This is a genomic window from Streptomyces sp. NBC_01216, assembly GCF_035994945.1.
In the GTDB taxonomy this organism is placed as follows: Bacteria; Actinomycetota; Actinomycetes; order Streptomycetales; family Streptomycetaceae; genus Streptomyces.
Genome location: NZ_CP108677.1, coordinates 1,026,828 through 1,046,265, shown reverse-complemented (window position 1 = coordinate 1,046,265; position 19,438 = coordinate 1,026,828). Strand labels below are relative to the sequence as shown.

Here is a 19,438-nt window from a genome sequence, read left to right as displayed (position 1 = left end):
GGGCACCGAGGAGAAGCTGGTCGGCTATCTGAAGAAGGTCACCGCCGAACTGCACGACACCCGTCTGCGGCTGCAGCGGGCCGAGACGGCGAGCCGCGAACCGATCGCCATCATCGGCATGGCGTGCCGCTACCCGGGCGGGGTGCGCTCCCCCGAGGACCTGTGGCGGCTCGTACGGGAGGAGCGCGACGCGGTGTCCGGCTTCCCGACGAACCGCGGCTGGGACCTGGAGGAGATCTACGACCCCGACCCCGACCGGCCGGGGACCTGTTACGCCCGCGAGGGCGGGTTCCTGCACGACGCGGCGCTCTTCGACCCCGAGTTCTTCGGGGTGTCGCCCCGCGAGGCCCTGGCCATGGACCCGCAGCAGCGGCTCCTGCTGGAGACCTCCTGGGAGGTCTTCGAACGGGCCGGGATCGACCCCGAGGCGCTGCGCGGCAGTGACACCGGCGTCTTCACGGGCGTGGTGCACCACGACTACGCCACCCAGCAGGTCCCCGAAGCCGTCGAGCCCTACCTCGTCACCGGCCTCTCCGGCGGCGTGGCCTCCGGACGCATCTCGTACACCCTCGGATTCGAGGGGCCGGCGGTGACCGTCGACACCGCCTGCTCGTCGTCACTGGTGGCCCTGCACGCGGCGGCACAGGCCCTGCGGGCCGGCGAATGCGGGCTCGCACTGGCCGGCGGTGTGACGATCATGGCCACGCCGCGGGCCTTCCTCTCCTTCAGCCGACAACGGGGGCTCTCTCCCGACGGACGGTGCCGGGCCTTCGGAGCGGGAGCCGACGGCACGGGCTGGGCCGAGGGAGCCGGGATGCTCCTCGTGGAGCGGCTCTCCGACGCCCGGCGCCACGGCCACCCCGTCCTCGCACTGCTGCGCGGCGTCGCGGTCAACCAGGACGGTGCCTCCAACGGCCTGTCGGCGCCCAACGGCCCCTCGCAGCAGCGGGTCATCCGCAAGGCCCTGGCCCACGCCGGCCTGTCCGCCCGGGACGTGGACGTGGTGGAGGGGCACGGGACCGGGACCGCACTCGGCGACCCCATCGAGGCGCAGGCCCTGCTCGCCACCTACGGCCGCGAACGGACGCCCGGACAGCCCCTCTACCTCGGCTCGATGAAGTCGAACGTGGGCCACACGCAGGCCGCCGCCGGCGTGGGCGGAGTGATCAAGATGGTGGAGGCGATGCGGCACGGGGTCATGCCCCGGACGCTCCACGCCGAGGAGCCGTCACCCCACGTGGACTGGTCCGCCGGGGACGTCGAACTGCTGACGCGACGACGCGACTGGCCGCGTACGGACCGGCCGCGCCGCGCCGCCGTCTCCTCCTTCGGTATCAGCGGCACGAACGCCCATGTGATCCTGGAGGAGGCCACGGACGAGGACACCGCACCCCGCCCGGCCACCGCTCCCGCACCCCTCGTCCCCTGGCCGCTGTCCGCCCGCGACCCCCGGGCTCTGGACGAACGGGTCGGCGCGCTGCGGGCCTACGTGGGGGAGAACCCGGCCGACCCCGCCGACGTGGGAGCCTCGCTCGCCCGGCGCGCCGTCTTCCGGCACCGGGCCGTGCTCTTCGGCGGCGCCGAGGACCGGCCCCCGGTCACCGGGGTCGCCGCCTCGGGTGCCACCGCGGCGCTCTTCTCCGGGCAGGGCAGCCAACGGCCCGGGATGGGCAAGGAGCTGTACGCGACCTATCCCGTCTTCGCGCGGTCCTTCGACGAGATCGCCGAACTGACCGGCACACCGTTGCGGGAACTCGTCTTCGCGGCCGGGCCCGACGACGGCCGGCTCGACCGGACGGGCAACGCCCAGGTGGCGCTGTTCGCCGTGGAGGTCTCGCTCTTCCGCCTCGTCCGGTCGCTGGGCGTCGACGTCCAGGCCGTGGTGGGGCACTCCGTCGGCGAGGTGGCCGCGGCCCACGTCGCCGGTGTCCTGTCCCTCCCGGACGCCTGCCGCCTGGTAGAGGCCCGGGGCCGGCTGATGCAGCAACTGCCGCCCGGGGGAGCCATGGTGGCGGTCGAGCTCACCGAGGCCGAGGTCCGCGCCGAGCTGTCCGGCCTGGCCGGCCGGGTCGCGCTGGCGGCGGTGAACGGCCCGGCGTCGGTCGTGGTGTCGGGCGAGCGGGACGCCGTACTGACCCTCCTGGACGACTGGCGCCGACGGGGGCTGCGGACCACCCGGCTGAAGGTCAGTCACGCCTTCCACTCCCCGCTGATGGACCCCATGCTGGAGGACTTCCATGACGTCGTGGCAGGGCTGGAACTACGGGAGCCAGCGCTGGCCGGCCTTCCCCCCGAGGTCGTGGACACCGACTACTGGGTACGGCACGTCCGGCGCCCGGTGCGCTTCGCGGAGGCGGTGGAACGCGCCCGCGCCCACGGCGCGGTGCGCTGGCTGGAGGTGGGGCCCGGCGGGGTCCTGACCGCTCTCACACAGAAGATCGTCCCCGAGGCCGACGAGCAGGTCTTCGCCGCCGCCCTGCGCTCCGACCGCCCCGAAGGCGACTCCTTCCTCACGGCGTTGGCCCGGCTCCACGTCGACGGCGCGACGGTCGACTGGACCCGTCTGACCGAGGGGCGCGCCACCCTCGCGGACCTGCCCACCTACCCCTTCCAGCGGCAGCACTACTGGCTGGAGGACCCGCCCGGCCCCACGATCCTGCCGAGCACGCCCATCCCGCCCGCCACGCGTGGCCTGCCCGCCGACCGCGCTCCCGCCGCCGCGCACACCCCCACCACCGGCCCCGCGCCCCTGACGGACACGGCGACGCCCGCCCCGCCCGCTCCCACGGCCCCGGCCGACGACCCCGCGCGGACGCCGGCCCTCCGCCGCCTCGCCGGCCTCGCCGGCACGGCACGCGCGGACGCCCTGCGCGAACTCCTGCGCGCGGAGGCATCGGAGACCCTCGGCCACTCCTCACCCGCGACGGTCACCGCGGACCGCTCCTTCCAGGAACTCGGCTTCGACTCGCTCACCGCGATCGAGCTGCGCAACCGCCTCGGCGGAACCCTCGGCCTGCGACTTCCCCGCACACTCGTCTTCGACCATCCCGACCTGGACGCGCTCACGGCCTTCGTCGGGGCCCGGCTGGAGGAGGCCGCCGCCGGGCCCGTCCCGCGCGGCGCGCTCGACCCGGACCGGCAGGACGCCGAGGAGGGCGCCGGACTGCTCACCGCGCTCTTCACGCAGGCGGCCCGGGACGGACGACTCGCCCAGGCAGGTGCGATGATCGAGTCCGCCGCCCTGATGCGACGCACCTTCTCCGACCCCTCGCAGGCGGTGACCCGCACCGCCCCGGTCCGGTTCGGCCCCCGAGGCTCCCGGCCCACGGTCGTCTGCCTGCCCGCCTTCAGCGCGATCTCCGGTGCTCACGTCTACGCCCGGTTCGCCGCCGGCTTCGGCGACGCCTGGCGGGTGGCGGCCCTCCCGCACCCCGGATTCCTGCCGGGCGAACCCCTGCCCGCGTCCGTCGACGCCCTGGCCGAACTGCACGCACGGACGGCACTCGACCTGGCGCAGGGAGCTCCGCTGCTCCTCGTCGGCCGTTCCGCCGGAGGCTGGGTCGCCCACGCGGTCGCCGACGCGCTGGAACGCCACGGCACGGTCCCCGCCGGGGTCGCCCTCCTCGACACCCCGGCCTGCGCGGACGACCCGCGTGGCCGGGACGTGATGGTCCGCGGCATGCTGGAGCGGGAGAGCCGGCTCGTGTCGCTCGACGACCACCGGCTGACCGGCATGGGGGCCTACGCCCGCCTCTTCAGGGAATGGAAACCGCAGCCGATCAGCGCGCCCACCCTGCTCGTGCACGCCGCCGCACCGTACGGGAAGACCGAGGAACGGATCGCCTCCTGGCACCTGCAGCACGAGGCCGCGGAGGTGACCGGCGACCACTTCACCATGCTCGAGGAACACTCCGCCACGACGGCCCAGGCGGTCGAACGCTGGGCGAACTCCCTGCTGCCGGGCGCCGGAGACTGACGGACGCCGGGGCGCCCGCGCCCCGGCGGCGCTCCGGACCTCCCCCGGAGGCACCCCCGGGCGACCGGCGGCCCCTGCACCGGCCCCTGCACCGGCCCTCTCCACCGGACGTCTCGCGGCACGGCCCCTCGCGGACCGTGCCGCGACGGGTGCCCGCACCGCACCTCCTCCGGTCCGACGGTCCTCCGGGCTTCGGCCCGCCAAGGGTCCTGGCCCGGCCGTTCCCCAGCGCGTAACGTGACGGTGTATGAGCATGCACGTCACCGTGCGCCCCGCCCGCGGCCCGGGGGAGCCGCGCCCGCTCGGCCACCCCGCCCGGTGCTTCGTGTCCCCGCCGCGCGAAGAACCGGGAGAGCCGTGAAGATCCTCATCAGCGCCGACATGGAAGGCGCCACCGGAGTCACCTGGCCCGCCGACGTGCTCCCCGGCACCCCCCAGTGGGAGCGGTGCCGCGCCCTGTTCACCTCCGACGTCAACGCGGCGGTGCTCGGCTTCTTCGACGGCGGCGCCACCGAGGTACTCGTCAACGAGGCGCACTGGACCATGCGCAACCTCCTCCTGGAACGGCTCGACGAGCGGGCCGAGATGCTCACCGGACGGCACAAGGCGCTCTCCATGGTCGAGGGCGTACAGCACGGCGACGTCGACGGCATCGCCTTCGTCGGCTACCACACGGGGGCGGGCGCCGAGGGGGTGCTCGCCCACACCTATCTCGCCAACTCCCTCACCGGCGTATGGCTCGACGGCGAGCGCGCCGGAGAGGGCCACCTCAACGCCCACGTCGTCGCCGAGTACGGAGTGCCCGTCATCCTCGTCACCGGCGACGACCTGACCTGCGAGGACGCGCTCGGCTACGCACCCGAGGCCCACAAGGTCGCCGTGAAGGACCATGTGTCGCGGTACGCGGCCGTCTGCCGCACCCCCAGCCGTACCGCGTCCGAGATCCGCGCGGCGGCCAAGGCCGCGACCGCCCTCGCCGTACGCCACGAGCCGGTCCGGGGCGGCCCGTTCACCATGGAGCTCGAGTTCGACGCCGAGCACCTGGCGGGCGCCGCCACGATCGTGCCCGGCGTGGCGCGCGTCGCGGAGCGCCGGGTCGCCTACTCCGCCCCCACCATGTACGAGAGCATCCGCACGTTCAAAGCGGTCACGACCATCGTCTCGGCCGCGGTGGAGGAACAGTATGGCTGAATCGGTCACACGCACCGAGGGGACGGCGGCGACGGTCGACGCCACGGCGCTCGACGAGGTGGTGACCTTCACCTCCGAACTGATCCGGATCGACACCACCAACCGAGGCGACGGCGACTGCCGCGAGCGACCCGCGGCCGAGTACGTCGCCGAACGCCTCGCCGCCGCCGGCCTGGACCCCGTCCTCCTGGAACGCACACCCGGCCGCACCAACGTCGTCGCCCGGATCGCGGGCACCGACCCGTCCGCCGACGCCCTGCTCGTCCACGGACACCTCGACGTGGTCCCGGCCGAGCCCGGCGACTGGACCCGGCACCCCTTCTCGGGCGAGATCCACGACGGAGCCGTCTGGGGACGCGGCGCCGTCGACATGAAGAACATGGACGCGATGGTCCTCGCCGTCGCCCGCTGCTGGGCCCGCCAGGGCATCCGCCCCCGCCGCGACATCGTCCTCGCCTACACCGCCGACGAGGAGGCCAGCGCCGAGGACGGCTCCGGCTTCCTCGCCGACCACCACCCCGAGCTCTTCGAAGGCTGCACGGAAGGCATCGGCGAATCCGGGGCGTTCAGCTTCCACCCCGACCCGGACACGACGCTCTACCCGATCGCCGCCGGCGAGCGCGGCACCGCCTGGATCAAGCTCACCGCCCACGGCAGGGCCGGGCACGGTTCCAAGGTCAACACGGCCAACGCCGTCACCCGGCTCGCGTCCGCCGTCGCCCGCATCGGCACCCACCGCTGGCCCGTCCGGCTCACCCCGACCGTCCGCGCCGCCCTGGGCGAACTCGCCGCCGTCTACGGCGTCGAGACCGACGGACACGCGCCCGCCCTCGACACGGACGCCCTCCTCGAACGCCTCGGCCCGGCCGCCGCCCTCGTCGAACCCACCCTCCGCAACAGCGCCAACCCGACCATGCTGGAAGCAGGTTCCAAGGTCAACGTCATCCCCGGCCGTGCCGTCGCGTACATCGACGGACGGACGCTGCCCGGCTGCGACGAGGAGTTCGCCGAGACGCTGGACCGTCTCACCGGCCCCTACGTCGACTGGCGCTTCCACCACCGCGAGGTCGCCCTGCAGTCCCCCGTCGACTCACCGACCTTCGCGAAGCTCCGCGCCGCCGTGGAGCACTTCGACCCGGACGGCCACGTCGTCCCGTTCAGCATGTCCGGCGGCACCGACGCCAAGCAGTTCTCCCGGCTCGGCATCACCGGCTACGGCTTCTCCCCGCTCAAGCTGCCCCCCGGCCTGGACTACGGTGCGATGTTCCACGGAGTCGACGAACGGGTGCCCGTCGACGCCCTCCACTTCGGCATCCGGGTCCTCGACCACTATCTCAAGTCCGCGTAAGGGGAGTCGACATGGTACCCACCGGCCGATACGGCAGCTGGCCGTCACCCATCGGCGCCGCCCTCGCCGCCTCCCGCGACGGCCGTCCCGAATACGTCGGCACCGTCGGCGACGAGGTGTGGTGGACCGCGCCGCGCCCCACCGAGGGAGGCCGCCGCGCCCTCGTCCGCCGGCGGGCCGACGGCACGGAGGAGTCGGTGCTCCCCGCACCGTGGAACATCCGCAGCCGCGTCATGGAGTACGGCGGCCGGCCCTGGGCCGGCGTGCCACGCGACGGCGACGGCCCCCTCCTCGTCTTCAGTCACCTGACCGACCAGCGGCTGTACGCCCACGCACCCGACGGCGGCGCGGCACCCCGCCCGCTCACCCCCGTCTCGGCGACCGGCGGCGGGCTGCGCTGGGCCGACCCGGTCATCCACCCCGACCGCGGCGAGGTCTGGTGTGTCCTGGAGGAGTTCACCGGCCCCGCGCCCACCGACGTACGCCGGGTCCTCGCCGCCGTCCCCCTGGACGGTTCGGCGGCCGACGCGCGGTCCGCCGTACGGGAACTCACCGACGACCGCGACCGCTTCGTCACCGGCCCCCGCCTCTCCCCGGACGGGCGACAGGTCGCCTGGATCGCCTGGGACCACCCGCGGATGCCCTGGGACGGCACCGAGGTACGGCTAGCCGACGTCACCGCCGACGGCGCCTTCGCCGACACCAGGACCGTCGCCGGCGGCCCTGAGGAGTCGGTCGCCCAGGTCGACTGGACCGCCGACGGCCGACTGCTCCACGTCAGCGACCGCAGCGGCTGGTGGAACCTCTACCGCTCCGCCCCCGACGGCGAGTCCGTCGCGCTCTGCCCACGACCGGAGGAGTTCGGCGGCCCCCTGTGGAAGATCGGCCAGGAATGGTTCCACCCCCTCGACGACGGCCTGGTCGCCGTCATCCACGGCAAGGGCGCCACCACCCTCGGCATACTCGACCCGGAGAGCGGCGAACTCGTGGACGCGCCCGGCCCCTGGACCGACTGGGCACCGGCCCTGGGCGCGCACGGCACGCGCGTCGTCGGCATCGCGGCCAGCCCCCGCAGTGCCTACGAGATCGTCGAACTGGACACCCGTACCGGCCGGACCCGCGTCGTCGGCTCGCAACACGACGACCCCGTCGACCCCGCCTACTATCCCGAGCCCCAGATCCGCACCTTCACCGGCCCGGACGACCGCGAGATCCACGCCCACGTCTACCCGCCCCACAACCCCGACCGGATCGCCCCCGACGACGAACTGCCCCCCTACGTGGTGTGGGCACACGGCGGCCCGACCGGCCACGCCCCGCTCGTCCTCGACCTGGAGATCGCCTACTTCACCTCCCGGGGCATCGGCGTCGCCGAGGTCAACTACGGCGGTTCGACCGGATACGGCCGGGAGTACCGTGAACGGCTCCGGGAGCAGTGGGGGGTCGTCGACGTCGAGGACTGCGCCGCCGTCGCCGGAGCGCTCGCCTCCGAGGGCACCGCCGACCCCGCCCGCCTCGCGATCCGCGGTGGCAGCGCGGGCGGCTGGACCACGGCGGCCTCCCTCGTCGCCGCCGACCTCTACGCCTGCGGCACGATCATCTACCCCATCCTCGACCTGCTCGGCTGGGCCACCGACGAGACCCACGACTTCGAGTCCCGCTACCTCGACTCCCTGATCGGACCGCTCGACGAGGTACCCGCCCGCTACCGGGATCGCTCGCCGATCCACCACGTCGAACGGATCTCGGCCCCCTTCCTGCTGCTCCAGGGCCTCGACGACGTGATCTGCCCGCCCGCCCAGAGCGAACGCTTCCTCGCCCGCATGGCCGGGCGGGGCATCCCCCACGCCTACCTCGCCTTCGAGGGCGAGGGCCACGGTTTCCGCCTCGCCGGGACCATGACCCGTGCCCTGGAAGCCGAACTTTCCCTCTACGCGCAGACCTTCGGCATCGACCGGCCCGACGTCCCGCTCCTGGAGCTGCGCAAGTGACACCCGGACCCGGCGGTCCCGGACTCGGCGGACGCCCGCGCGCCCGCCCCGGGCCGGGCACACGGCGTCGCCCTCGGAGGCCGCCCGCTACGCGGTGACGAGGCCCGCGTACCCCGGGCGGACGACCTCGTCGATCAGGCGTCGCCGCTCGGGCAGCGGCAGGAACGCCGCGTCGAGGGCGGCGACCGTGAACTCCTCGAACACCTCGGGCCCGTAGCCGAAGGCGTCGGCCATGTGCTGGAACTCCTCGCTCATGGTCGTGCCGGAGACCAGCCGGTTGTCCGTGTTGAGCGTGACCCGGAACCCGAGCCGGCGCAGCTCCTCGATCGGGTGCGAGGCGTAGTCCTTGGCCGCGCCCGTCTGGAGGTTGGAGGTCGGGCAGACCTCCAGGGCGACGCGGTTGTCGCGCACGTACGCCGCGAGGTGCCCGAGCGTCCCGTCCTCCGCGATGTCGTCCGTGATGCGCACCCCGTGACCGACCCGTTCGGCCCCGCAGACCTGCACGGCCTCGTGGATCGACTCCGCGCCGACGGCCTCGCCCGCGTGGATGGTGAAGTGGCAGTTGTTCCGCTTCAGGTACTGGAAGGCGGGGAGGTGGCGGGCCGGCGGGTTGCCGATCTCGCCGCCGGCGATGTCGAAGCCGGCCACACCGTTCTCGCGGTGGGCCACCGTGAGACGCGCGATCTCCAGCGAACGGTCGGTGTGACGCATACCCGTCAGCAGCGCCCGGACGGTGATCCGCCCGTCGGTACGGCGCTCGCCCTCACGGAAGCCGTCGTTCACGGCCTCGACCACCTCGTCGAGGCTCAGCCCGCCCTCCAGGTGCTGCTCGGGGGCATAGCGGATCTCCGCGTAGACGACCCCGTCGGCCGCCAGGTCCTCGGCGCACTCGGTCGCGATCCGGAAGAGCGCCGCACGGGTCTGCATCACGGCGCAGGTGTGGGCGAAGGTCTCCAGGTACCGCTCCAGCGAACCGGAGTCGGCGGCGTTCCGGAACCACACCGCGAGCGCGGCCGGGTCCTCCGTCGGCAGCGCGGTGTAGCCGCAGGCGCGTGCCAGCTCGACGATGGTGGCGGGCCGCAGACCACCGTCGAGGTGATCGTGCAGGACGGCCTTGGGGGCCCGCCTGATCCACTCGGCGACAGGGGAGGTGGCGGGAGACGCGGTAGCGCTGGGGAGGTTGTCAGACAAGTGCATGGCGCGGAAGTGTACGCCACGGAGCGCCTCCGGCGCTGTGACGGTGGCGACAGAGCACCCTCGTGACGTCCCGGGCGTCGTGTGCGGATCAGTTCGACTGGAGGACCGGAAGGGCCGGGGCACCCGTCGGGAGCATGTGCTTGGCCGCCAGGACCGGAGTCGGTCCGACCCGCACCACCTGCGTGACCAGCACCGCCGGGGTGTCCGCGGGGCGTCCGAGCTGCTTGCCGCGCCGCTGGCCGAGCAGGGTCGCCGTCACGGCGCTGTGTGCCTCCAGCGGCACCCCGCGCGAGGCGGCGGCGAGCACCGCGAGCATCGAGACGCGCTCCGGGGCGGACTCCTCGCGCAGTGCGCGGGCGAACTCCGGATGGGCCGCCTCCAGCACGTCCTCGTCGGCGGCCCACTCGTGGCTGAGCGCCGCCGCCGCGCCGTCCCCGGTCAGCAGGGACTCCCAGAAGCGCAGCTCCGCGCGGGCGGGGGCGAGCAGGTGCTGGGTGGTGAAGTCGGTCGGCTCCTCGACCGTCCGCAGCAGGGCGCTCACCCGCAGCGGCGTACCCGCGCCGATCAGTTCCTCCAGCGGCTGGATGTGCTCGAAGCCGCGCCGCGGGGGATGGTCGTTGACGGTCCTGCCCACTCCGCGCCGCACCGACAGCAGGCCGTCCTCCTGGAGCAGCAGCAGCGCCTCGCGCAGTGCGGGCCGGCTCACGCCGAGTTCCGCCGCCAGCCTCGGTTCCGAGGGCAGGGTGGAGCCCGGCGGATAGACGCCGTCGTGGATGGCGTCCGCGATCCGCTCGTAGAGCACCACGACCGGCCGTCGTCGCTGTCCGGTGACTGCCACTGCCACTTCCCCTTCTCGCCCGCCTTGTCGGCCCGTCGATGGACGGGGCCGCCCTGTTCCCGCAGGCGACGTCGTTTCCGTGTCACCGGAACGCAGTCTCGCTCGGTGACGCGCGTAGAGTCCATTCAGGCGCAGTTTCCCTGTCTGACAAGTGAGGTCATGGGGGTGTTCGAGTCGCCCGCGTTCCCGTCCTCACCCGTAGGGCCCCCACGCCGCCCTCTCACCCGTACGGCCCCGTTCACCGCCCCGCCCTCGTACGTGGCCCGCCATCCTGGCCCCATGACGGCGGGCCACGTACGAGGGAAAGAGGGTCGGGCATGAGGCGCGGTGGGACAGCGGGCAGGGACCGGGCCTCGTACGGGTCCGGTCGGCCGTACGGCCCCGGGGGCGCCCGGTTTCCGGGCCACGCGGCACGGCGGCGCGCATGAGGCGGGCGTGGTGCTTCGGCGCGGGCGTGGCGATGGCGTTCGCCGCGGTGGCGGCCACCTCCGGAGAGGCGGTGGCCGCGGACGAGGACCCGGCCATGCCGGACTTCCTGGGCCGGAGCCTCTGGCGGGTCTTCACCACCCTCGACCACCGCACCCGCCTCGACGTCCACGACGTGAGCGGGCGCGACCGGCGCGTGCTGTGGCCGCCGAGCTGGCAGGTGTGTACCCAGTACCCGTCGACCGGCGTCGTGCTCGACCGGCGGGCGACGGCCGTCATCGGAGTCGTGAAGAAGGGCGAGACCTGCCCGCCGAAGGTGACCTCGGCCCGCCGCTGAGCCGGGAGCGTCAGCCGTGGCCCGCTATCCTGAACCCGTGTCCGACGTCCCTGACCTGTACCTCACCGCCGGTCCGCGCGTCGGACTGCGGCCCTTTCTCCCGGAGGACGCCGCGGAGTTCACCGCCCGTGCGCGCGAGAGCCGTGCGCTGCACCATCCGTGGCTCTTCCCACCCGAGCACCACGCGACGTACGCGGTGTACGCCCGCGTCCTCACCGAGGACCCCGCACGGGCCGGATTCCTCGTCTGCGACCGGGCGGCCCACGGCCGGATCGCCGGCTTCGTGAACATCAACGACATCGTCCGCGGCGCCTTCCTCAGCGGCGCTCTCGGCTACGGCGTCTTCGCCCACGCGGCCGGACGCGGCCTGCTCACCCAGGCGCTGTCCCTGCTCCTCCCGTACGCCTTCGGGCCGTTGGGCCTGCATCGCCTGGAGGCCGACATCCAGCCCGCCAACACGGCTTCCCGTGCCCTGGTCCGCAGGGCGGGCTTCCGACCGGAGGGCTTCTCACCGGCGATGCTCCACATCGACGGCGCCTGGCGCGACCACGAACGCTGGGCGATCACGGCCCCGCCGCCCCCGGGATAGCCCGCACACCGAGGGCCTCGTCCCGAAGCCGCCGGCACGGAGCTCCCGGCGCGGAGCCGGCGTGCTCCCGGCCGGAACGTCGGTCAGCGCTTGCGGTTGATCTTCATCGTGTCCATGTCCGTCACCGTCGACTTCAGCGGGCCGTGGGCGTGCCCCAGGTCCCGGAGCGCGGCCTCCGCCCGGTCCTCCGCGATCGCCGCCGCCATCTCCTCGCCGTCCTCCACGTCCGAGACGACCACGAGCCGGTACGAGAAGTGCCTGAGCGTCCGGTCGTACGCCAGGGACCCCTCCCGCGTGAACCGCATCGCCGACAGACCGTGCGCCTCCACCTCGGCGAGCAGCCGTGACCGGCTGTCCTCCGACAGGCCGTCGAACGTACCCCGCACGATCACCCGGTAGGTGTGCTGCGTCCCCATGACTCGCGTCCTCACATGCTCGCCGCGGGCCGGCCCGCGGCATCGAGGATCCAGCCTACGGCGGGCCGGGGGAACCGCGCCCGGAATATCGAGCCGGCCGACTCCGCCCGGTCCCGGCCGTCTCGTCCACACCGACATCGGCACCTCCCCGGCCCGCCGTCCCCGGTCTCCGGCCGACCGCCGCGGGGACCGGCGTCGCCGCGCTCCCCACCACGCCGCCCGGGGCGGGCTTCACCGAAGACGGACACCCGGAGCCCCTGGTCAGCCGAGCAACCGCCGTGTTCCATGGGCGACATGACGACCGTACGACGTGCCGTACTGACCCTGCCCGCGGCCCCGCTGGGCCCGGACAACCCCCTGCCCGCGCTGCGAACCCTCGCCACACCGCACGACGTCGACGCACGCGCCACCGCGGACATGTCGCGCGAGATGGTCCGGCAGCTGGACGGCGCACCCCTGCGCACCCTGCTGCCGACACGGATCCGTGACGGATACGGACGCGAGCGCGTCCCCACCGGCCTCGACACCCTGGTGATCGAGAACGACCGACTGCGGGCCACCGTGCTCCCCGGACTCGGCGGCCGGGTCCACTCCCTGCTCCACAAGCCCACCGGTCGCGAACTGGTCCACCGCAACCCGGTGTTCCAGCCCGCCGCCTTCGCGCTCAACGGCGCCTGGTTCGCCGGGGGCATCGAGTGGAACATCGGCGCACCCGGCCACACGACCCTGGCCTGCGCGCCGCTGCACGCGGCGATCGTCCCGGCCCCCGACGGCGGCGAGATGCTCCGGCTGTGGGAGTGGGAACGCCTGCGCGACCTGCCGTTCCAGGTCGACCTGTGGTTGCCCGAGGACTCCGACTTCCTGCACGTCGGCATACGCGTCCGCAATCCGCACGAACGGGCCGTGCCCGTCTACTGGTGGTCCAACACCGCCGTCCCCGAGGACCGAAGGGTCCTCGCGCCCGCCGACACGGCCTGGCGCCAGGACACCGAGCTCGGCCTGCGCCGTGTCCCCGTCCCGCGTGCCGAGGACGGCACCGACCACACCCGCCCGCCGCACAGCGGCCTGCCCGCCGACCACTTCTACGACCTCCCCGACGGCCGGCGGCGCTGGATCGCCGCCTTGGACGACAGCGGCACGGGGCTCGTCCAGACCTCGACCGACCTGCTGCGCGGACGCAAACTCTTCGTCTGGGGCTCGGCGCCCGGCGGACGGCGCTGGCAGCGTTGGCTCACCGAGCCGGGCACGCCCGGCTACGCGGAGATCCAGGCCGGTCTCGCCCGGACACAGCGGGAGAACGTCACACTGGACGGCGGGGAGGAACTGAGCTGGCTGGAGGTCTACGGCCCGCTCGCCGCAGACCCGGCCGCGGTGCACGGGGAGAACTGGCCGGACGCCCGGTCTGAGGTGGAGCGCCGCCTGGACGAGGTCCTGCCGCGTGCCGCCGTGGACGGCGCGTACGAGGCATGGCGCGGCGGGCCGGCGGACGCCGCGCCCGTGACCGTGCTGTCCACCGGATCGGGCTGGGGCGCGCTCGAAGCCCTGCGTGCCGGACATGACCTGCCCGGCACGCCGTTCCCCGCGTCGACACTCGACGAGGAGCAGAAGCCCTGGCTGGAACTGCTGCGCACCGGCGTCCTCCCGCCCTGGGGGCGGTCCGCGGTGCCCGGCCCGTCCCTCGTCGCGGACGCGTGGCGGGACATGCTGGAGACCGCGCCGGCGGAACCCTGGACCGAATACCACCTGGGTCTCGCGCAGTGGCACGCCGGCGATCTCGCCCAGGCCGTCCGCAGCTGGGAACGCGGCCTCGGCCGTGCCACCGTACGCTGGCCGCTGCTGTACTGCCTCGCCGTGGCCGACCAGGAGGGCGGGCATCCGGTGCGCGCCGCCGAGCGTTTCGCGGAGGCGTTCGACAGCCTGCCCGAGGACGAGGAGACGGTGACGGCGCCGCTCGGCCGCGAGGTGCTCGCCGCGCACCTCGCCGTCGGGGACGTCACGCGGGCGCGCGCCCTGTGGCACCGGCTGCCGGAGCGGGCCCGGGAGCGCGGGGCCTTCCGGTTCCTGGAGGCCCGCCTGCTCCTCGCTGAAGGCCGGCCGGACGAGGCCCGTACCGTCTTCGACGAGGGCTTCGAGGTGGCGGACCTGCGCGAGGGCGCCGAAGAGCTGGGCGAACTCTGGTCGGCCCTGACCGACGCCCCGCTTCCGGAACGCTACGACTTCCGGATGTGTCCCTGAGGGCTGACCCTCGCCGAGGTGCCGGCCCCGGCGAGGGCCGGGAGCGGTGGGGGAGCTGCGGCGGGTCAGGAGCGGCGGTCGACGTACTCGAAGACCGTGCCGTCCGGGTGGATCGCGATCAGGTTGCGGCCCACCGGGGTCGGCACCGGCCCGGCGACGACCTTGGCCCCCGCCCCGGTCAGTGAGGTGAACGCGGCGTCCACGTCCTCGACGGAGATGGTCGCCGCCACCTTGCGCAGGATCTCCAGCTCCGCCTCCGGGCCGCTCATCAGGAGGAAGCAGCCGACCGCCGCGACCGACACGCCACCGCGCTCGAAACGCTGGGCCGTGCCGCCGGTGAGCCGTTCGTAGAAGGCCACGGACGTATCGAGATCATCGACGCAGATACGCAGCGTGGTGCCAAGAATCTCCATACGAAACAGCCTAGTTGAAGAGCTCGGTCAGGACACCCGGCACAGGATCTCGCCGTGCGGCACCAGGAACCAGCCGTCCTCGCACCGGTTCCACTCCCGCCATGCCTCGGCGATCTCCGCCAGCTGCCCGGAGGTGGCGTGGCCGCCGTCCACCGCGAGGCGTGCGTACACGGACTCGGTCGTCCGCTCCGCCCAGAGACCGCTCCACCAGGCCCGCTCCTCCGGTCGGGCGAAGCACCAGGTGGCGGCCGTAGTCACGATCTCCGTGAAGCCGGCCTCGCGCGCCCAGGAGAACAGGCGCCGGCCCGCGTCCGGTTCGCCGCCGTTGGCCCGCGCCACCCGCCGGTACAGGTCCTGCCACGCGTCCAGCGCCGGGGTCGCGGGGTACCAGACGAAGCCCCCGTAGTCGCTGTCCCGCGCGGCGACCACTCCGCCGGGGCGGCACACCCGTCGCATCTCGCGTAGGGCCCGGACCGGGTCCCCGACGTGCTGCAGGACCTGGTGGGCGTGGACGACGTCGAAGGAGTCGTCGGGAAAGTCCAGGGCATGGACGTCCGCCACCGTGAACTCCACGTTTCCCAGGCCCCGTTCGGCGGCGGCGGCGCGTGCCTGCCGCAGTATGCCCTCCGCCGCGTCCACCCCGGTCACCCGGCCGGGCGCGACCAGTGCGGCGAGATCGGCCGTGATGGTGCCCGGCCCGCAGCCGACGTCCAGGACGTCCAGCCCCGGTCGCAGTTCCGGAATCAGATACGCGGCCGAGTTCGCCGCGGTGCGCCACGTGTGCGACCGCAGTACCGACTCGTGGTGACCGTGCGTGTAGACGGCCGTCTCACCGGGGGTGGACTGTTCCGAGGCATGCGTCATGACCGGACTCCCTCGTATGGGTGGGTAGGCCACGGTACGCCCGCGCGCCGCATAGTGAGACCTCCATCTCAGGATGCGGGCACGGGATGCGGCGTGAACAGCGACAGGGCTTCGGGAGAGGGGATCTCACGAGACCGGCCTGCAAGCCCGGACAGGAAGCCCAGCACGGAGGCGACGCGGAAACAGTGCGCAGCGGTACGCGAAGGCGTGCCGCCGACCGGGATGTCAGCCGCGAGGCAGGCACAGTTCCCAGCGAACCTCGCCGTCCTGCCGGACGTCCGTGGGGGAGAGCCCGGCCGCGGCGGCGACGGCCGCCGAGGCGCGGTGGGCGGGGTGCACGTGGGCGACGACCAGGGTCACGTCCCTCGTACGCAGCCAGGCGACCAGCGTCCGCGCGGCTTCGGAGGCGAACCCCCTGCCCTGCCAGTCGGTACCCACCACCCAGGCGACCTCGGCCGAGCGACCGCCCGAAGGCGACGTGGGCGCGGCCGGAAACAGCGTCGCCTGGACGGTTCCCGTGAGCACGCTCTCCGCGTGCGACCGCAGCACCCAGTTGCACCAGGACACCTCAGGATCGGGTGAACCGGCGAGCATCCGCGCGTACCGCGCCCGCAGCGCGTCCTCACTCGCGGGAGCGTCGCCGATGAAGGTGTGGAGCGACGGATCTCCGAGCACCACGGCCATCTCGGCGGCATGCTCGATCCGCAGCGGCTCCAGATCGAGGCGCTCGCTCCGGAGAGGGACGGTGACGTGGTCGCTCATGCGTTCCTGCCCATGCGCTCATCCGAGCAGAAACCGGGCGGACTGGTCAACGTCGGCCCCACTCTTTCATCCTCAGCGTCAAGGAGCCTCGATCGGCTGCGCCCGGCAGGGACGGGAGTCGGGTGGGTCAGCGCGGTGCGGCACCGGGGCGAGCGAGGCGGGTCACGTCTGGCGCCAGGTCCGCCAGGGGCGGGCGGCGGCCCCGCAGGGCCGGAGCGCGCGCGGGCCGCGTCAGCGGGCCGCCTTGATCAAGTAAAGAAACTCTGAACAGCTCACCGGGAACAAGGCGTTGACCTCATCGTGATCAAGGAGCTGTTGGGACACGCCCACGTCCGACTCCGCCTCCAACGCCAAGCCATCGACACCCTCAGCACCGCGCTCGGCAGCCCGGAGACCACCGAGACGGCACGCTCCGACGGCGATGAACCGCCGCCCTCGTCCGCTGACGTTGCCGTCAACTACTGCCGTCATGACGCCCAGAAGCCCCGCCGGAGGTTGATCCGACGGGGCTTCTGTATATCTTCGCGAAGCTATTGAGCCGAAACTGATGGGTTTCCTACTGGATCGTGTAGCGGACGTGGCGGCCGTGGAAGTAGCCGGACACGATGTGGGGTTGGCGCTGTCGGCGGTGTAGGAAGCGGCGGGTTTCGCGGGCGAGGTCGTCGGTCGAGGTGGCGCGGGCCGCGTGGATGTGGTGTTTGAGGTCGGCGTTCAGCAGCGCGTCGGGGTTGAGTTCAGGGCTGTAGCCGGGCATCAGGTGCAGCTCGATCCGCTCGGCGTTCTCGACGGCCACTCCTTGACGGCCTTGCTGCGATGGACCGGGTGCCGGTCGACGATGACATGAACCTTCCGGCGGGCCTGCGCGGCGAGGCGGTCCAGGAACGCGCAGAACACCTTCGCGGTGAACTTCCCGGGGAAGACGGTGAACCACAGCGCGCCCCGCGAAGCGACCGCGGACATGATGTTGACCCTGAAGCGGCGGCCGTTGACCCGCACGATCGGGGTGTGCCCGGCGGGGGCCCAGGAGCGTCCGGGCGGAGCGCTGTCGGACCGCAGGCCGCACTGGTCGGCCCAGACCAGCTCGGCCTTCTCCCGTCGGGCCCGCGCGGCGATCGCCGGGTACTCCTCCTCCAGCCAGGCCCGCACCTGTGCGTCCTGCTGCCGGTAGGAGCGGCGGGCGGGACGCTGCGGCGTGAAGCCATGCCGACGCAGCCATTTGCCCACCCCCTGTTCCGTCATCGACACCCCACACACCAGCCGGATCAAGGCTCTCGTCGAGGCACGGGTCCACATCACCCCGCTCTGCCCCAGGTCGGCCGGGGTGTAGTCCCGCATCGCCCGCAACACCGCACCGCGTGCGGAGCTATCGAGCAACTCGCCTTTCCCCGCCCGCGATTCACGCTCCGCCGCCAGCAGCGCCGGCCTCCCACCAGCCTTGAAGGCCCGCCACCAGGTGCCCACCGACCGCTCGGACACCCCGAACATCACCGCGGCCCGGCCATACGTCGCCACCCGCCCCGACTCCAGCGCCGCAACCACCCGCAGCCGAAGATCCTCCTGCGCATCCGGCGACAGCCGACGCATATCCCCACCCTCGATCACACCCGATCAACGACCAGGCAACCGATGAGTTTCGGCTCAATAACACCAGTACCGCGCCTCGGTCCGACCCTACGAAGTGGTTCGCTGTGTCGGCGGGCGCGCGCGGCCCGCGACAGCGGGCCGCCTTGACACCCAGTAAAGAAACTCTGAGCATCGCAGGCACCGGACAAGGCACCGGATCGGCTCCGAGGGCCGCACGCGGGCCGGTGATCCTGGAGTGAGGGCGCGGGCGCCTTGACGCCTCCCCACAGTGAAGGATGCCTCGAACTCGGCACCATCAAAGAGCTGTTGGGCCACGCCCGCATCGGCGCCACCGCCACAGCCTACGCCCACGTACGCCTCCAGAGGCAGGCCCTCGACACCCTCAGCGCGACTCTCGACCGCCCCTGGTGTCCGCCGCCGTTGCCGTCAGCTACTGCCGTCAGGGGGGTACATAACTGCAGATATCAACCACGAGACCAACCTACCCATTCGCTAGCGCGAATGGGTAGGTTGGTCTCGCAAAGGGGCACGCCGCCGACCCGGCCAAGCTGTGCGCTTCAGCCCTCGAAACCCTGGCCACGGTCAAGCAATTCACCGGCAGCCTCGACCGCCTCGTTCAAGCCGCCTACGGTGGCCTGCGAACCTGGGAGTGCGGTGTCTTCTACTCGGTAAAGTCCGCCGCCTAGGGGGATAATGTGAATCTCACGAGATCCTTGCATACCGAGATTCACGCTAAGCCTCAATACCCCATGACTAAGATTCGGAAAGAGGCGCCGGAAGCGACCATCGGCATGCACCGCCGCCACGAGAGGGCGCTCTTCTTCGAAGATATCCGAATTAAGCAGCCAGTCCCACTGAGTCGGGATCGGGTCACCCGCCTCTCGCGCCGCGGCAAGTCGAGTCAGCGCCATGAACGAAAAGTTCTCTGCGAATTCTACTACCGGCATACCATCGCGCCACGCTGCAGACGCAGCAACCAGGGTGGCGAGATCGCTGGTCGCGCCTTCCGCCCAGACGAACCGACCCTCCTGGATTCCAACAAAGAAGGCCCTGTCGGATTCGGCGAGCCAAACCTGGATCTTGCCACGACTCGACTCCATCTGCGCGGTGTAGATCAACCCCGCACCAGCCTCGGCTTGGCTGCAAATTCTTCCCAGGTCAAGGCCCCTACTGTTCGCCTCGTAGGCCACGGCCGACGAGAGTGAGCCAAACTCTTGAATCTCCGGATAGAGACTAGGGTTGATCTCGCCCATTACTATCACGCCGTCCAC

At 72.6% G+C, this 19,438-nt stretch carries 15 protein-coding genes and 1 pseudogene; 7 read left to right on the top strand and 9 right to left on the bottom strand.

What is annotated here, in order from left to right; translation table 11 throughout:
* Positions 1-10 precede the first annotated feature (10 nt).
* The 4 genes and pseudogenes from OG393_RS04570 to OG393_RS04555 form a co-directional block, all read left to right on the top strand.
* Positions 11-3,976 (top strand): annotated as a pseudogene (locus OG393_RS04570) (type I polyketide synthase); the annotation flags it as partial.
* 357 nt (positions 3,977-4,333) lie between these two features.
* Complete coding sequence (locus OG393_RS04565; protein WP_327373271.1) at positions 4,334-5,167, top strand: M55 family metallopeptidase; 834 nt, start codon at positions 4,334-4,336, stop codon at positions 5,165-5,167.
* On the top strand, positions 5,160-6,515 hold the full coding sequence (locus tag OG393_RS04560; RefSeq protein ID WP_327373270.1) for a M20/M25/M40 family metallo-hydrolase: 1,356 nt from the start codon (positions 5,160-5,162) through the stop codon (positions 6,513-6,515). The genes OG393_RS04565 and OG393_RS04560 overlap by 8 nt, the downstream gene beginning before the upstream one ends.
* An 11-nt stretch (positions 6,516-6,526) precedes the next feature.
* Complete coding sequence (locus tag OG393_RS04555) at positions 6,527-8,506, top strand: S9 family peptidase (RefSeq protein ID WP_327373269.1); 1,980 nt, start codon at positions 6,527-6,529, stop codon at positions 8,504-8,506.
* A gap of 87 nt (positions 8,507-8,593) precedes the next feature.
* Here the strand turns inward: OG393_RS04555 and OG393_RS04550 are convergent, their stop codons facing one another.
* Positions 8,594-9,703, bottom strand: a complete 1,110-nt coding sequence (locus tag OG393_RS04550) for an adenosine deaminase (RefSeq protein WP_327373268.1) — start codon at positions 9,701-9,703, stop codon at positions 8,594-8,596.
* 88 nt (positions 9,704-9,791) lie between these two features.
* Complete coding sequence (locus OG393_RS04545) at positions 9,792-10,541, bottom strand: GntR family transcriptional regulator (protein WP_327378309.1); 750 nt, start codon at positions 10,539-10,541, stop codon at positions 9,792-9,794.
* Positions 10,542-10,965: 424 nt separating this feature from the next.
* On the opposite strand from OG393_RS04545, the gene OG393_RS04540 reads away from it, so the two are divergent.
* Both OG393_RS04540 and OG393_RS04535 read left to right on the top strand, forming a co-directional pair.
* On the top strand, positions 10,966-11,304 hold the full coding sequence (locus OG393_RS04540; RefSeq protein WP_327373267.1) for a hypothetical protein: 339 nt from the start codon (positions 10,966-10,968) through the stop codon (positions 11,302-11,304).
* A 37-nt stretch (positions 11,305-11,341) separates the two neighbouring features.
* Complete coding sequence (locus OG393_RS04535; protein ID WP_327373265.1) at positions 11,342-11,893, top strand: GNAT family N-acetyltransferase; 552 nt, start codon at positions 11,342-11,344, stop codon at positions 11,891-11,893.
* Between the two features lie 83 nt (positions 11,894-11,976).
* On the opposite strand, the gene OG393_RS04530 is transcribed toward OG393_RS04535, so the two are convergent.
* Positions 11,977-12,309 (bottom strand): DUF6204 family protein, encoded by a 333-nt coding sequence (locus tag OG393_RS04530; protein WP_327373264.1) that lies wholly within the window; start codon positions 12,307-12,309, stop codon positions 11,977-11,979.
* Between the two features lie 285 nt (positions 12,310-12,594).
* On the opposite strand from OG393_RS04530, the gene OG393_RS04525 reads away from it, so the two are divergent.
* Positions 12,595-14,544: a DUF5107 domain-containing protein gene (locus tag OG393_RS04525; RefSeq protein WP_327373263.1), complete on the top strand. Its 1,950-nt coding sequence runs from the start codon at positions 12,595-12,597 to the stop codon at positions 14,542-14,544.
* 65 nt (positions 14,545-14,609) lie between these two features.
* On the opposite strand, the gene OG393_RS04520 is transcribed toward OG393_RS04525, so the two are convergent.
* From OG393_RS04520 to OG393_RS04490, 6 genes are all read right to left on the bottom strand, one after another.
* Positions 14,610-14,957 carry a VOC family protein gene (locus tag OG393_RS04520; protein ID WP_327373261.1) on the bottom strand — a complete coding sequence of 116 codons (348 nt, stop codon included), beginning with the start codon at positions 14,955-14,957 and terminating at the stop codon, positions 14,610-14,612.
* A 27-nt stretch (positions 14,958-14,984) separates the two neighbouring features.
* Complete coding sequence (locus tag OG393_RS04515; RefSeq protein ID WP_327373260.1) at positions 14,985-15,821, bottom strand: methyltransferase domain-containing protein; 837 nt, start codon at positions 15,819-15,821, stop codon at positions 14,985-14,987.
* A gap of 225 nt (positions 15,822-16,046) precedes the next feature.
* Positions 16,047-16,583: a GNAT family N-acetyltransferase gene (locus tag OG393_RS04510; protein WP_327373258.1), complete on the bottom strand. Its 537-nt coding sequence runs from the start codon at positions 16,581-16,583 to the stop codon at positions 16,047-16,049.
* 556 nt (positions 16,584-17,139) lie between these two features.
* Positions 17,140-17,376 carry a transposase gene (locus OG393_RS04505; RefSeq protein WP_327373256.1) on the bottom strand — a complete coding sequence of 79 codons (237 nt, stop codon included), beginning with the start codon at positions 17,374-17,376 and terminating at the stop codon, positions 17,140-17,142.
* Complete coding sequence (locus OG393_RS04500; protein ID WP_327373255.1) at positions 17,337-18,167, bottom strand: IS630 family transposase; 831 nt, start codon at positions 18,165-18,167, stop codon at positions 17,337-17,339. The genes OG393_RS04505 and OG393_RS04500 overlap by 40 nt, the downstream gene beginning before the upstream one ends.
* A 557-nt stretch (positions 18,168-18,724) precedes the next feature.
* Positions 18,725-19,438, bottom strand: coding sequence for a DUF6193 family natural product biosynthesis protein (locus OG393_RS04490; protein ID WP_327373254.1), 714 nt, complete (start codon positions 19,436-19,438; stop codon positions 18,725-18,727).

Excerpts from the sequence above, each read along its gene's own strand:
- OG393_RS04560 (WP_327373270.1), top strand. The coding sequence starts at position 5,160 with ATGGCTGAATCGGTCACACGCACCGAGGGGACGGCGGCGACGGTCGAC.
- OG393_RS04555 (WP_327373269.1), top strand. The coding sequence starts at position 6,527 with ATGGTACCCACCGGCCGATACGGCAGCTGGCCGTCACCCATCGGCGCC.
- OG393_RS04550 (WP_327373268.1), bottom strand. The coding sequence starts at position 9,703 with ATGCACTTGTCTGACAACCTCCCCAGCGCTACCGCGTCTCCCGCCACC.
- OG393_RS04540 (WP_327373267.1), top strand. The coding sequence starts at position 10,966 with ATGAGGCGGGCGTGGTGCTTCGGCGCGGGCGTGGCGATGGCGTTCGCC.
- OG393_RS04530 (WP_327373264.1), bottom strand. The coding sequence starts at position 12,309 with ATGGGGACGCAGCACACCTACCGGGTGATCGTGCGGGGTACGTTCGAC.
- OG393_RS04525 (WP_327373263.1), top strand. The coding sequence starts at position 12,595 with ATGGGCGACATGACGACCGTACGACGTGCCGTACTGACCCTGCCCGCG.
- OG393_RS04520 (WP_327373261.1), bottom strand. The coding sequence starts at position 14,957 with ATGGAGATTCTTGGCACCACGCTGCGTATCTGCGTCGATGATCTCGAT.
- OG393_RS04515 (WP_327373260.1), bottom strand. The coding sequence starts at position 15,821 with ATGACGCATGCCTCGGAACAGTCCACCCCCGGTGAGACGGCCGTCTAC.
- OG393_RS04510 (WP_327373258.1), bottom strand. The coding sequence starts at position 16,583 with ATGAGCGACCACGTCACCGTCCCTCTCCGGAGCGAGCGCCTCGATCTG.
- OG393_RS04500 (WP_327373255.1), bottom strand. The coding sequence starts at position 18,167 with ATGCGTCGGCTGTCGCCGGATGCGCAGGAGGATCTTCGGCTGCGGGTG.